The organism is Aestuariimicrobium soli (assembly GCF_051192575.1).
Classification (GTDB): Bacteria; Actinomycetota; Actinomycetes; order Propionibacteriales; family Propionibacteriaceae; genus Aestuariimicrobium; species Aestuariimicrobium soli.
The window spans coordinates 212,809-225,898 of the sequence record NZ_JBPJSQ010000011.1; the positions used below are offsets into that span (position 1 = coordinate 212,809).

At 70.6% G+C, this 13,090-nt stretch carries 12 protein-coding genes; 8 read left to right on the forward strand and 4 right to left on the reverse strand.

The genetic code is table 11. The annotated features are described in order from the left end of the window. Positions 1–5: 5 nt before the first annotated feature. Positions 6–935, forward strand: a complete 930-nt coding sequence (locus tag ACSDQ9_RS13150; protein ID WP_435147725.1) for a hypothetical protein — start codon at positions 6–8, stop codon at positions 933–935. Then, the gene (locus ACSDQ9_RS13155) at positions 932–2,095 is read left to right on the forward strand and encodes an exo-beta-N-acetylmuramidase NamZ family protein (RefSeq protein ID WP_435147727.1); all 1,164 of its coding nucleotides are present in this window, start codon (positions 932–934) and stop codon (positions 2,093–2,095) included. Before ACSDQ9_RS13150 ends, ACSDQ9_RS13155 begins: the two co-directional genes overlap by 4 nt. Here the strand turns inward: ACSDQ9_RS13155 and ACSDQ9_RS13160 are convergent. After that, positions 2,088–2,633, reverse strand: a complete 546-nt coding sequence (locus tag ACSDQ9_RS13160) for an NYN domain-containing protein (RefSeq protein ID WP_435147729.1) — start codon at positions 2,631–2,633, stop codon at positions 2,088–2,090. The genes ACSDQ9_RS13155 and ACSDQ9_RS13160 overlap by 8 nt on opposite strands. Positions 2,634–2,674: 41 nt before the next feature. Between ACSDQ9_RS13160 and ACSDQ9_RS13165 the strand changes: the two genes are divergently transcribed. Both ACSDQ9_RS13165 and ACSDQ9_RS13170 read left to right on the forward strand, forming a co-directional pair. Beyond that, positions 2,675–3,175 carry an NUDIX hydrolase gene (locus tag ACSDQ9_RS13165; protein ID WP_435147731.1) on the forward strand — a complete coding sequence of 167 codons (501 nt, stop codon included), beginning with the start codon at positions 2,675–2,677 and terminating at the stop codon, positions 3,173–3,175. Positions 3,176–3,180: 5 nt separating this feature from the next. Then, positions 3,181–3,465, forward strand: coding sequence for a DUF1905 domain-containing protein (locus ACSDQ9_RS13170; RefSeq protein ID WP_435147733.1), 285 nt, complete (start codon positions 3,181–3,183; stop codon positions 3,463–3,465). A gap of 17 nt (positions 3,466–3,482) precedes the next feature. Here ACSDQ9_RS13170 and ACSDQ9_RS13175 read toward each other — a convergent pair whose 3' ends face one another. Continuing rightward, on the reverse strand, positions 3,483–6,278 hold the full coding sequence (locus ACSDQ9_RS13175; RefSeq protein ID WP_435147734.1) for an FAD-binding and (Fe-S)-binding domain-containing protein: 2,796 nt from the start codon (positions 6,276–6,278) through the stop codon (positions 3,483–3,485). A 4-nt stretch (positions 6,279–6,282) separates the two neighbouring features. Beyond that, the gene (locus tag ACSDQ9_RS13180; protein WP_435147736.1) at positions 6,283–6,735 is read right to left on the reverse strand and encodes a MarR family winged helix-turn-helix transcriptional regulator; all 453 of its coding nucleotides are present in this window, start codon (positions 6,733–6,735) and stop codon (positions 6,283–6,285) included. 51 nt (positions 6,736–6,786) lie between these two features. Between ACSDQ9_RS13180 and ACSDQ9_RS13185 the strand changes: the two genes are divergently transcribed. The 4 genes from ACSDQ9_RS13185 (at position 6,787) to ACSDQ9_RS13200 (ending at position 11,782) form a co-directional block, all read left to right on the forward strand. Next, complete coding sequence (locus ACSDQ9_RS13185) at positions 6,787–8,670, forward strand: AMP-dependent synthetase/ligase (RefSeq protein WP_435147738.1); 1,884 nt, start codon at positions 6,787–6,789, stop codon at positions 8,668–8,670. A gap of 16 nt (positions 8,671–8,686) precedes the next feature. Then, complete coding sequence (locus ACSDQ9_RS13190) at positions 8,687–9,514, forward strand: acyl-CoA thioesterase (protein WP_435147740.1); 828 nt, start codon at positions 8,687–8,689, stop codon at positions 9,512–9,514. After that, on the forward strand, positions 9,511–10,671 hold the full coding sequence (locus ACSDQ9_RS13195) for a MalY/PatB family protein (RefSeq protein WP_435147741.1): 1,161 nt from the start codon (positions 9,511–9,513) through the stop codon (positions 10,669–10,671). Before ACSDQ9_RS13190 ends, ACSDQ9_RS13195 begins: the two co-directional genes overlap by 4 nt. Before the next feature lie 88 nt (positions 10,672–10,759). Then, positions 10,760–11,782, forward strand: coding sequence for a LacI family DNA-binding transcriptional regulator (locus ACSDQ9_RS13200; RefSeq protein WP_435147743.1), 1,023 nt, complete (start codon positions 10,760–10,762; stop codon positions 11,780–11,782). 24 nt (positions 11,783–11,806) lie between these two features. On the opposite strand, the gene ACSDQ9_RS13205 is transcribed toward ACSDQ9_RS13200, so the two are convergent. Beyond that, positions 11,807–13,084, reverse strand: coding sequence for a lactate racemase domain-containing protein (locus tag ACSDQ9_RS13205; RefSeq protein WP_435147745.1), 1,278 nt, complete (start codon positions 13,082–13,084; stop codon positions 11,807–11,809). Positions 13,085–13,090 lie beyond the last annotated feature (6 nt).

Sequence of the window (13,090 nt, forward strand, 5' to 3'; positions counted from 1 at the left end):
GAGACGTGATGAACAATCCAGTCTGGAAGACGGTGGCGGCCGCCCTGGCGGTCGCCACCGCCGTGTCGGTGTCGTCGTGTGCGCAGCTCGGCGTCGGTGGTGGCGGCGATTCGGGGGCCGCTCCCGACGCCGCCACCCTGAAGGAACGGGTCGTGAAGGCCGCCGACGGTGCACCCGTGCTGTTCGGCTCGTTCTACGGCAACGGGACGAGCGGCGGCGGGTGGGTCAGCGTGCTCAAGGGCAGCGCGGCCGAGCGCCGCATGCTCGACGGTTCGGACACGTCCAGCTCCGATGAGGGCTGGGCTGCCGGATCGATGGCCGCCGACGCCGTTCCCTATGACCAGGTGGCCAAGGCCCGCGAGGGTGTCACCTGTCAGACCCAGGGCGGCGTGACCGTCACCTTCCAGGTGACCCCGGCCGGGAAGCCCTGGTTCCAGAGTGAGTGCGACCAGGAGACTCAGACACAGTTGCTCGACGGCAAGGCCGTTCCGGAGCTCTCCGACCCGACGTCGGCCGCCACCCTCACCACCCTGCTCGAGGAGCAGAAGGCGACCACCGGTCTGACCCAGTTCACCGAGATCGTGATCAGCGTCGCCGACACCGAGTTGGGCCCCACGGCCACCTTCGCCGGCCCCGGCAAGCACGCCGGGGGCGAGTGCAACCTGTCCATGACGCGCCGCTTCACCGTCAAGGGCGTCAGCGAGGGCGGCGTCGGTCGTCCGGGCTGTGAAACGGCCAAGGGAACCGCGTACTCGTTGGACGGTGCCAGCGGCGAGAGCCTGGCGACCGCCATCGCCGCGGGTGTGAAGCTCGCCGGCGGGTTCAAGGCCGCCACGATCCATGCGGGCAGCAACGGCCAGCCGGTGATCGACGTGCTCAGTGACAAGCAGGGTGGCCTGGCCAGGGTCGACCTGCAGGGCAAACCCGTCACGTGATCTCGACCGGGCTCGACGCCCTCGCGGACCGCGACTTCGCGGACCTGCGGGGGCGTCGCGTCGTTGTGCTGTCGAATCCGACCGGGGTGCTGGTGCGCGAGGGTCGCGTCGTGCACGGGGTCGACGCGATGGTGGCGGCCGGGGTGCGCGTGGTGGGCGTGCTGGGGCCGGAGCACGGCTTCCGCGGCACCGCCACGGCGGGGGAGTCGGAGGCCGACACCGTCGATCCTCGCACCGGCGTTCCCCTGCTCGACGGCTACGACGTGCCCGTCGAGGGACTGGCCGACCTGCTGCGCGCCGTCGCTGCCGACGTGGTGGTCGTCGACCTCGCCGATGTCGGGGTGCGGTTTTACACCTACCTGTGGACGATGCGCCGGCTGCTCCTGGCCGCCGCCCTGGTGCCCGGCGTGCGGGTCGTGGTGCTGGATCGTCCGAACCCGTTGGGACGAGCCCGCCGCGGGGGGATGCTGCGGCCCGGCTTCGAGTCGGCGATCGGCGAGGCGGGCGTCCTGCTGCAGCACGGATTGACGATGGGCGAACTCGCTCTACTGTTCAACCCGGCCGAGTCGGGGGTCGAGCTCGACGTGGTGGAGGTCAGCGGGTGGGACGGTCGTCCGTGGTCACCCGGGCACGGCATCTGGGTGCCGCCCAGCCCCAACCTGCCCACCCCGCAGGCCGCGTTCTGCTATCCCGGCACGGGGCTGCTGGAGGCGGTCACGCTGTCGGAGGGCCGGGGCACCACCCGTCCGTTCACGCTGGTGGGCGCCCCGTGGGTGGACGAACGCCTCGTCGGCCACCTGCCCACCCCGGCCGGAGCCGTGCTGCGCGAGGCGGCCTTCGAACCGTTGGTCGTGCCCCACTTCGACACCCACGCCGGGCAGCTCTGCCGGGGCATCGAGGTGCACGTCACCGATCCGGAGACCTTCGACGCGGTGCGCTTCGGCCTCGACCTGCTGACCACTGCCCGCGACCTGTACCCCGCGTCCTTCACCCACCGGGGCGACGACTGGCGCTGGCTGGGGCTGATGAGCGGATCGAACGGGCTGCGGGACGGACTGCTGGCCGGCGCGACCACCCACGACCTGCTCGCGGGCTGGGAGGCCGACCGGCGCGAATGGGACGACCTGGTCGGCTGGCCCGCGCCGCCTGACCTCAGATGAAGTCGAGCGGGTTGAAGTCGTCGATGTCGATGACGTGCACCCGCGGCAACCGCGCCTTGAAGGCGGCCACGTCGTACTCGAGGTCGAACAGCTCGATGCCCTCGACCTGACGCAGACCGCCGGAGAAGAACTCACCGAACCCGACCACCCCGACACGGCGATCGGCGTCGGCCGCCAGCGCCTCCATCTGCGGCACGAAGTCGGCGTCGTGACTGGCCAGCACGACGTCGGCGGCCCGGCCCACGAGGGCCTCGGCCGTGCGCTGTATGGCGATGTCGACGATCTTGCCCTCGCCGCGCAGCGGCACGGGGCGGTAGCCCATGGCGAGCAGAGCCTGCACGAACGACATCGGCAGGTCGCCGGGCACCGCGAGGAAGAACAGTCCCGTGACGGGCTGATCCCAGGTCTCCCGCAGGTGGTCGAGCAGCGTGTTCCAGCGGGGTCGTTCCTGCGGTTCGGGGCGGCGCCCGAGCACCGACCCGAGGGTGGCGTCGATGTTCTCGCCGTCGACGAGCAGGTACGTGGTGCGCTCGGTCATGGCCGAGACTCTACTGGCCGGGGCTGCAGTACGGTCATGGCATGCCCGAACGTGCCCTGCCCGAACGGTTCAGCGTCGTGCCTGCCGCCTACGTCTTCCTGCTGCGCGAGAGCGTGGACGAGGCCCAGGTGCTGCTGCAACTGCGGCGCAACACCGGCTACATGGACGACCACTGGGCCGCGGCCGCCGCGGGACACGTCGAGCGTGGCGAGACGGTGACCGCCGCCGCCCACCGCGAGGCCCTGGAGGAACTCGGCATCACCGACCTCGAGTTGACCTTCGTCACCACCATGCAGCGCACCCAGCGGGAGGGTGCCGGGGCCGGGCTGCCCATCAACGAGCGGGTCGACTTCTTCTTCACCGCCCGCTCCTGGGCGGGGGAACCCACCATCACCGAGCCGCACAAGAGTGCCGGCCTGCGCTGGTTCGGGCTGCACGACCTGCCCGCCGAGACCGTGCCGCACGAACGGATCGTCCTCGAAGGGCTGCGCTCCGGCGACCTGCCCCCGTTTCTCTCCGTCGGCTTCGATCGGGGGATCTGATCGCCATGGACCTGCAGTTCACCGCCGACGTGATCGAGTGGCGCGGACCCGCGCCGTACTACTACGCCGTCGTTCCCACCGACGAGGCCGACCTGATCGCCGAGGTGGCCCAGTCGATCATCTACTGGGGCTGCGTGCCGGCGGTGGCGACCATCGGCCCGCACACCTACAGGACGGCCATGTTCCCCAAGGAGGGCACCTACCGGGTGCCCATCCGCAAGCAGGTGCGCGACGACCTGGGCATCGAGGCCGGCGACGTCATCGAGGTCGAGCTGTTCCTCGACGTCTGACACTCCGCCGAACCGGCTCAGGCGTGGGTGAGCAGCAACTCCGCCAGCGTCATCGCCCGACGTGAGGTCAGGTCGTCCACCTGCTTGCGGCAGCTGAAACCGTCCGCGAGCACGATCGCCGTGGGGTTGGCCCGCAGGGCCGGCAGCAGCGCCGTCTCGGCGACCGCCACCGACGTCTCGTAGTGGCCCCGCTCGACACCGAAGTTGCCCGCCAGCCCACAACAACCGCCCAGCGTGGTGACGGTCGCCCCGGTGCGCGACAGCACCGCGGCGTCCGCGTCCCAGCCCAGCACCGACGCGTGGTGGCAGTGCGGTTGGGCGACCACCTCGTGGCCCGACAGGTCGGGGGCCTGCCAGTCGTCGGTCGCGGTGAGCACCTCGGCCAAGGTCTTCACGGCGCCGGCGACCACGCCCACGCGAGCATCGTCCGGGAGCAACTCGGGGGCATCGGAGCGCCACACCGCCAGGCACGATGGTTCCGCGCCGACGATCGGCACGCCCGACTCGGCGATGGGGGCGAGCACGTCGAGAGCGGTCCGCAGCTGGGCGCGGGCACCGTCCAATTGGCCGGTCGTGATCCAGGTCAGCCCGCAGCAGGCGCGGTCGCCGATCACCTCGGGGGAGTAGCCGGCCCGCTCCAGCACCGCCATCAGCGCCGCCACCTGCGTGCCCTCGAAGGCGTCGGTGAACGAGTCCACCCACACCGCGATCCGCCCGTGCCGGCCCGGAGTGCCGCCACGCCGCGCCCGCACCGCCGCGCGACGCTGCGACCGCGGCCCGAACCTCGGCAGCGGACGACGACCGTCGACCCCGGCCACCCGCTTGGCGAGGGCGCCGACGCCCGGCAGCCCCAGCGCGGCGTTGGCGATCGAGGCCACCCCGGGCACCAGGTGCACCAGCGACAGCCACCTGGGCAGCTGCCCCAGCGTGTAGTGCGAGAGCGGGCGCAGTCGTCCGCGGTACGACTCGTGCAGCACCAGCGACTTGTAGGCGGCCATGTCGATGCCGGTGGGGCAGTCGCGGCCGCAGCCCTTGCACGACAGGCACAGGTCGAGCGCCTCGTGCACCTCGGGTGAACGCCAACCACCGGCGATCAGGGAGCCGTTGACCATCTCCTGCAGCACCCGGGCCCGGCCCCGGGTGGAGTCCTTCTCGTTCCGGGTGGCCTGGTAGCTCGGGCACATCACCGCGCCGGCGCCCAGGGTGGCGGTGACACACTTGCCGACCCCGGAGCACTGGTGCACCTCGCGGACGAAGTCGGGGTCGGCCAGCCGCAGCGGTGAGCGCACGGTGGCGGCGACGCGCACGTCGGCGTCGACGGGTGCCGGGTCGACCAGCACCCCCGGGTTGAGCAGACCATCGGGGTCGAAGACCCGCTTCACCCGGCCGAACAGGGCGATCGCCTCGGGGGAGTACATCGCGGGCAGCAGCGCCGACCGGGCCCGGCCGTCGCCGTGCTCGCCCGACATCGATCCGCCGTGGGCGGCCACCAGGGCCGCCGCCCGCTCGACGAACCCCCGGTAGTGGGCGGCACCGCCGTCGCGGTCCAGCGGGAAGTCGATGCGCACGTGCACGCAGCCGTCGCCGAAGTGCCCGTAGGGCAGGCCGTGCAGGTCGAACTCCGCGAGCAACTGGTCGAACTCGCGCAGGTAGGCGCCCAACCGTTCCGGCAGCACGGCGGCGTCCTCCCAGCCGGGGTAGGCGGGATTGTCGAGGCTCACCCCGGCCAGACCGGCGCCGTCCTCGCGAATCTTCCACAACCGATCGGCGGCCGCCGGGTCGTCGACCACCCAACCGTCCAGGCAACCCGAGTCGGCGACCAGAGCCTCGGCCCGGCCACGCACCTCGGCGGCGTCCTCGCCGACCAGCTCCACGAAGATCCAGCCGTCGCCGGCCGGCAGGTGCGGCACCGCGCCGGGGCCCTTCGTCCGGGCGACGACGTCGACGATGCGCCGGTCCATGCCCTCGGCGGCCACCGGACGATGCGGCAGCAGCGCGGGCACGGCGTCGGCGGCCTCGGGCATCGACGGGTACCCCAGGGCAACGACGGCCGAGTGTGGGGCATCGCGCACCAACCGGACCGTGGCCGACAGGATCACCGCCAGCGTGCCCTCGGTGCCGGCCAGGAAGCGCGCCACGTCGAACTTCTTCTCGGGCAGCAGGTGTTCCAGCGAATATCCCGAGACCTGGCGTCCGAATCGTCCGAACTCGGTGCGAATCACGCCCAGATGGGCCGCGACCGTCGACCGCAGTTCGGTGAGCACGGCCGATTCCGGGGCCTGGTCGCCGGAGCGCACCCTGACGATCTCACCGGTACCGGTGAGCACCTCGAGCTCGACGACGTTGTCGGCGGTGCGGCCGTAACCGAGCGCCCGTGGGCCGCAGGCATTGTTGCCGATCATGCCGCCGATGGTGCAGCGGGTGTGGGTCGATGGGTCGGGCCCGAACCGCAGACCGTGCGGACGAGCCGCCGCCTGCAGGGTGGCCTGCACCACTCCGGGCTCGACCACGGCGAGGGCCGCCTCGGCGTCGATCGACACGATCCGGTTGAGGTGGCGCGCCACGTCGACCACCAGCCCGGGGCCGACCGCGTTGCCGGCGCACGAGGTGCCCGCCCCCCGCACCGTCACGGGCACACCCTGCGCCAGCGCCGCGCGCACGACCTCGACCAGTTCGTCGCGACTGCGGGGGAAGGCCACCCCCACGGGTTCCACCCGGTAGAGCGAGGCATCGGTGGTGTAGATTGCCCGCGTCAGGGTGGAGGTGTCGACACACGCGAGCTCGGTGACGCCAGCGGTCTCGGTGAGGCTCATTGGCTCAGTCTGGCACCGCCAGCACGGCGGCCATCGCACGTCCCAGAGCGGCGTAGTCGTCGGGCTCGACCGGGTCGACCAGGATCTCGCGCACGGCCTGCACGTGCCCGGGGGCGGCGCGCTCCAGCAGGGCGAACCCCTCGTCGGTGAGGGTGGCAATCACCCCGCGGCGATCGTCCGGGGCCGGCCTGCGCGCCACCCACCCGTTCGCCTCCATGCGCTTGATGGCGTGCGTCAGGCGAGACCGGGACTGGTGCACCATCTCGGCCAGGTCAGACATGCGTCGCTCCCGGTCGTCGCCCTCGACCAGCGAGACCAGGATCTCGTAGTCGCCCAGGTCGAGGCCCACGCTGCGCAACTGCGCATCGAGCCGGTCGTTCACCCGCGCGGAACCGTGCAACCAGAGTCGCCAGACGCGTTGTTGCTCGTCATCGAGCCAACGAACCTCTCCCACCATGCCCCTGATGCTAACCCGCCACGGATGCCATCCCGCCATTAGGCTGCACCCATGACCACCTCCCTGGACACCCGCGAGCGACTGCTCGAGCAGGCCTCCCAGAACCTGGGCACCATGCTGGCCGACCGCACGCGCCAGACGCCGCAGAAGACGGCCTTCCTGGTGCCTGACCGCAGCGCCGTGGGGCCCAACGAGTGGCGTCCGCTGACCTGGACGCAGACCCAGGCGTGGGCCCACGAACTGGCCGCCGGGCTGCTGGCGGTGGGTCTGGTGCCCGAGGGGCGGGTCGCGATCGCGATGACGACCCGCATCGAGTGGATCATCGTCGACCTCGCCATCGCCTGCGCCGGGGGAGCCACCACCACCATCTACCCGAACACGCAGGTCGATGACGTCGCCCACATCGTCACCCATTCCCAGTCGAGCATCGTGGTCGTCGAGAACGCCGCCCAACTCGACAAGCTGCGCAAGGCCCCGGCCCAGGGCGAGACCAACCTCGCGTCGCTCGTGCGCACCATCGTCATCGTCGACGACGACCGCTCACTCGAGGACGGTGACGATCGCGTGCTGACGCTGGACGACCTGCGGGCCCGCGGTCGCGATGCCTTGGCCGCCGACTCACGGTTGGTGGAACGCACCATCGCGGGCATCGCCCCCGAGGCTCTGTCGACGCTGATCTACACCTCGGGCACCACCGGCACTCCCAAGGGGGTCGAGTTGACCCACCGCTCGTGGGCCTACGAGGGCGTCTCGATGCAGGCCACCGGCATCGTCGGTGAGGACGACCTGCAGTACCTGTGGCTGCCGCTCAGCCACGTCTTCGGCAAGTGCCTGCTGGCGGTGCAGCTGACCTGCGGTTTCGCCTCGGCCGTGGACGGCCGGCTCGACCGGATCGTCGCGGGTCTGGGCGAGGTGCAGCCGACGTTCATGTGCGGGGCGCCGCGCATCTTCGAGAAGGTGCGCGCGGCCGTGCTCACCAAGGCCGCTCCCGGCTCGGCGGTCGACAAGATCTCGAAGTGGGCGTTCGCCGTGGGCCGTGACACCCGCGACCTGCGGTTGGCGGGCAAGCCGCTGCCGCCCGCCCTGAAGCTGAAGTACGCCATCGCCGACCGACTCGTCTTCTCGAAGCTGAAGAAGACGATGGGCGGCCGCATCCGCTTCTTCATGTCGGGTTCGGCGAAGCTGTCGGCCAAGGTGCAGGCCTGGTTCTACTCGGCCGGCATCACCGTGGTCGAGGGCTACGGCGCCACCGAGACCTCGGCCATCGCCTTCGTGAACGACCCCGCCACGCCGCGGTTCGGCACCGTCGGCACGGCCACCCCCGGCATGGAGGTGCGGATCGCCGACGACGGTGAACTGCTGCTGCGCGGGCCGATCATCATGCGTGGGTACCACGACCAGGCCGACGAGACCGCCCAGGCCATCGACGCCGACGGCTGGTACCACACCGGCGACATCGGGCAGGTGGATGCCGACGGGTATCTGTCGATCACCGATCGCAAGAAGGACCTGATCAAGACCTCCGGCGGCAAGTACGTCGCCCCGCAGAAGGTCGAGGGGGCCCTGACGGCCGCCAGCCCGCTGATCTCGCAGGCCGTGGCCCTGGGCGAGAACCGCAAGTACGTGGTGGCGCTGCTGACCGTCGACCCGGCCGCTGCCGCCACCTGGGCCGAGCGCAACGGTCACGCCGGCGACGACCCGGCCGCGCTCCTGACCTCGGACGGCCTGCGCGCCGCCCTCGACGAGCAGGTGCAGCAGGCCAACGCCACCCTTGAACGATGGGAGACCGTCAAGAAGTTCGCTGTGCTGCCCGCCGAGTTCACCGTCACCGACGGTGGCGTGACCCCCAACATGAAGGTGCGGCGCAATGTCGTCTCGGAGCAGTACCGCACGCTGATCGACGGACTGTACGACGAGGAGCCCGAGGACCTGTGAGGCCGAATCTGTGAGGGTGGAGGTACCGCTGCGCTGGGGCGACATGGACGCGCAGGCGCATGTGAACAACGGCATGTTCGCCGAGTACCTGCAGGAGGCCCGCGTCGACTTCCTGCACGCGGCGGGGGTCACCCAGATGCTCGAGACCGGGGTGGTGGTGATCGGCCACCAGCTCGAGTACCTGTCACCCATCGCGTGGTCGCCTTCGCCCGTGGTCGTCGACCTGGGCATCACGGCGATCGGGGCCGCCCGTTTCGAGGTCGCCTACCGCATCAGTCACGACGATCGGGTGTGCGCGCGTGCCCGCTCGGTGTTGTGCCCGTTCGATCTCGAGGAGCAGCGTCCCCGCCGCCTCACCGCCGAGGAGCGCCACTGGTTCGACCAGCACCGCATCGAGGTGGATGCGTTCCGCGACCTGACCGCGCCACCCCTGGGGGGCAGGGGAGTGGGGCACACGCTTCGTCCGAGGTGGTCGGATGTCGACCGGTTCGGTCACGTCAACAATGTGCGCCTGTTCGACTACGTGCAGGAGGCGCGGATCGCGGCGTACCCCATCGATGCGGCGCCCGACGACGACCCGCAGCTGTGGCTGGTGGCCCGCCAGGACGTGGACTACGTGGGTCAGATCCCCTACCGGGTGGAGCCCTACCGGGTCGACGTCGCGCCGGTGGCGGTGGGTACCACCTCGTGCACCTTCGCCGCCGAGGTGGTCGACCCGTTGGCCGGCGATCGCGTGCTGGCCCGGGCGCGTACGGTACTGGTCTGCGCCGACGGGGCGGGTCGTCCCAGAACGTTGCCCCCGCACGTGGCCGACCGGTTGGGCCGTGAGAAGGTGTCGGCATGAGCACCTTCGCCGACCGCATCGACGCCCTCACCCCCGAGACGCTGGTGGCGCGGGGATCGGGCAAGTGGACGAGGTTCCCCGGCACGCTGGGTGCCTTCGTCGCGGAACACGACTTCGGGCTGGCCGAGCCGATCGCCGAGGCCCTGCACCGCATGGTCGACGGCTTCAACTTCGGCTACCTGCCCAACGGGCTCGCCGACGACCTGCGCCGGGCCACTGCGGAGTACGTGCAGCGCTACGGGTGGCAGCTCGACCCGGCCCACGTCACCCCGCTGCCCGACGTGCTCTCGGGCCTCGAGATCGCCATGGACCTGCTGTTGGCCGACGGCGCGAAGGTGATCCTGCCGACGCCGGCCTACATGCCGTTCCTGACGATGCCCGGTGCCGCCCATCGCGAACTCGCCGAGGTGCCGATGCTGCGCACCGAGACCGGCTGGGAGTACGACTTCGACGCCCTCGAGGCGGTCTTCGAGACCGGTGACCTGCTGATTCTGTGCAACCCGCACAACCCCGTCGGCAAGGTGGCCACGGCCGAGGAACTGACCCGGTTGAGCGAGATCGTGGCGGCGCACCAAGGGTTGGTCTACAACGACGAGATCCATGCGCCGCTGGTACTGCCCGGCGCCACCCACGTGCCCTACCACGCGCTGTCGCCGGTCACCGCCGCGCACACCGTCACCTCGATGGCCGCCTCGAAGGCCTGGAATCTGCCCGGTCTCAAGGGCGCCCAGTTCGTGGTCACCGACCCCGATCTGCGCCGGCTGTGGGAGCCGCTGGCCTTCGGACGCAGCCACGCCACCGCCACTCCCGGAGTGGTGGCGAGCATTGCCGCCTACGACCAGGGCCAGCCCTGGTTGGACGAGGTGGTCGACTACCTCGACGGCACCCGGACAGCTCTGGCCGACGCGGTGGCCGCGACGTTGCCGGGGATCGCGCACGTGCCCTCCGAGGGCACCTACCTCGCCTGGCTCGAGACCCAGGAGTTGGGACTCGAGAACCCCCAGCAGTTCTTCCTGGAGCATGCGCGGGTCGCCCTCACCGATGGTGGCGCCTGCGGTCAGGCCGGACGAGGCCGGGTGCGGCTGAACTTCGGCACCAGCCGACCCATCGTCCTCGAGATCATCGAACGCATGGGCGCGGCACTGGCTGACCGGTGAGTTTCGGCGCAGTGAGGTCTGGCTGGCCGGGGAGTTGCCAACTCTTGCCTCGGTAGGAGTTCTCTGCAAGGCTGCGGGGGTGAGTGAGATGAGCGACGAAGCTCTCGATCCGATGGGGCGGATGAGCCGTCGTCCGACGATCTACGACGTGGCCGCAGCCGCGGGCGTGAACCCCTCGACGGTGTCGCGTGCGTTCTCGAGACCCGGACGAGTCTCCGACAAGACCGCCGCCCACATCCATGCCGTCGCCCAGGCGATGGGCTACCGCACCGAGGCCGTCTTCCGCGCTCCCTCGAACCGCAGCACGCAACTGCTGGCGCTGGCGGTGGCCGACGTCACCAACCCGTTCTTCTTCTCGATCATTCGGGGGGCCGAGGCCGAGGCGACGGCGCGGGGCTACCAGTTGCTGTTGGCCGACACCCAGGAGTCACAGAGCCGCGAGCAGGCCTTGTTCGACCGCTCGCTGACCCAGGTCGACGGCCTGCTGGTGGCCTCGTCGCGCATCTCCGACACCGGGTTGCGGGCGGCGGCGCGCAAGGTGCCCACGGTGGTGATGAACCGGGTGGTCACCGGTCTGCCGAGCGTGGTCGCCGACAACGCCCGCGCCATGAGGCGCGCCCTGGAGCACCTGGCTTCACTCGGTCACCGGCGGGTGGTCTACGTCAGCGGCCCCGAGGCGTCGTGGGCCAACGGCTCGCGCTACCGGGCCTTCCGCGAGGGCTGTTTCGAGCTCGACCTGATCGACCAGCGGGTCGGCCCGGTGTCGCCCACGGTGAAGGGCGGCTACGGCATCACCGACACGCTGCGCGACAGCGGCGCGACCGCCGCCGTCTGCTACAACGACCTCACCGCCATCGGGGTGATCCGACGCGCGAAGGATCTCGGCTGGAGCGTTCCCGGTGACCTGTCGGTGATCGGGTTTGACAACACCTTCGCCAGCGACCTCGTCAGCCCCAGCCTGACGACGGTGGCCGCGCCGCTGAACCAGTTGGCGCAGCGGGCCACCTCGTTGCTGATCACGATGATCCAGCGCAACACCAATCCGGGGCCGGAACCCCAGACGCTGCCGATCCAGTTGATCGTCCGCGAGTCGACCGCAGAACCGGGCTGAGCCCGGCGGCGGCGTGAGCCGCGATCAGGCGAGGCGGTACAGCACCTCGCCGGCGTTCTGGATGACCACGGTGCCCGGTTCGGCGGCCATGGCCTCGAGGTCGAGCTCGTTCGGGTCGAGGTAGCCCAGATTGATCGACTCGCACACCTCGCGGGGAATCTGGGTGGCCAGGGTCACCTTCAGTCGGCAGGTCTCGACTCCGGTCTCGGCGTCGTAGGTGCCGGCTCCGCGCAGGTGGGTGGAGTGGGCGAGCACGCCCCAGTGCACGTCGGAGTACTTGTCCCACTGCTTCACGAAGAAGTCGCGGCAGTGGTAGCCGATCTCGTAGATCTCGTGGTGGGTCTCGGAGACCTCGGTGACGTGCGGGGCGTAGATGATCACCTCGCCGCCGTCGGCCACCGCGGGCTCGAGCTTGTAGAAGCCCTTGGCAGCCGTCCAGATGTCCTCGTAGCGCGGCATCATGCACGAGACCACCCGTTGGAAGGGCTCGTCCACGTAGGTGACGTGCGTCTGGGCGGCGACGTCGGCGGCCGCGGCCCACGCCTCCTCGGTGGTGCCGAAGGCGGCCGCCTCGATCTCGCCGGTGCCCGATTCGACGACCAACTTCAGCGCGAGCCGGGCGCCGGGAATCAGCTGGGCCCCCTCGTTGATCATGGCCCGCACCGGGGTGATGCCCCTCGTCCCGATGATCTCGGCCGAGCTGATCAGCGCACCCACCCAGTGGGTCATGTCGATGAACTCCTGGCTGGCCACGCCGGGGATGAAGTACTTGTTGCCGCCCGAGATGCCGACCACCTCGTGGGGGAAGACGGGCCCGACGACGAGGTTGACGTCGGCCTCGACGACGTGACGGTTCACGAGGATGTCGGCGCCGACGTTGAGGCGGCCCTCCGAGAGCTCGGCGATCCGGTCGCCCTCGATGCGGCCGACGTTCACCAGCATGTCGGGGTCGGCCCATTCGTGGTTGACGATGCGCAGGCCGGGGTAGAGCTCGTCGAGACCACCGGGGTCGGCGCCGAACATGCGCTCGATCTCGTCCGGTTCCATGTAGCTGTGGGTGCCCAGCGCGATCACGGCCGTCAACGACGCGACCCGGTCGATCAGGTGGCGGTGCAGCGTCGCGGTCACCTGGGGCAGGGGCATGGAGCGGGTGCCGTCGGGCACCACCAGCACCACGTTCTTGCCGTCGAGGTCGACCTCGGCCAGCTTGCGGGCGACGAACTCGTCCAACTGCTCGGCCGACACGTGCTGGTGCGGGCCGCCGATCAGCTCGCAGGCGACGTCGAGATGCTGTGTGCTCATGAGGGC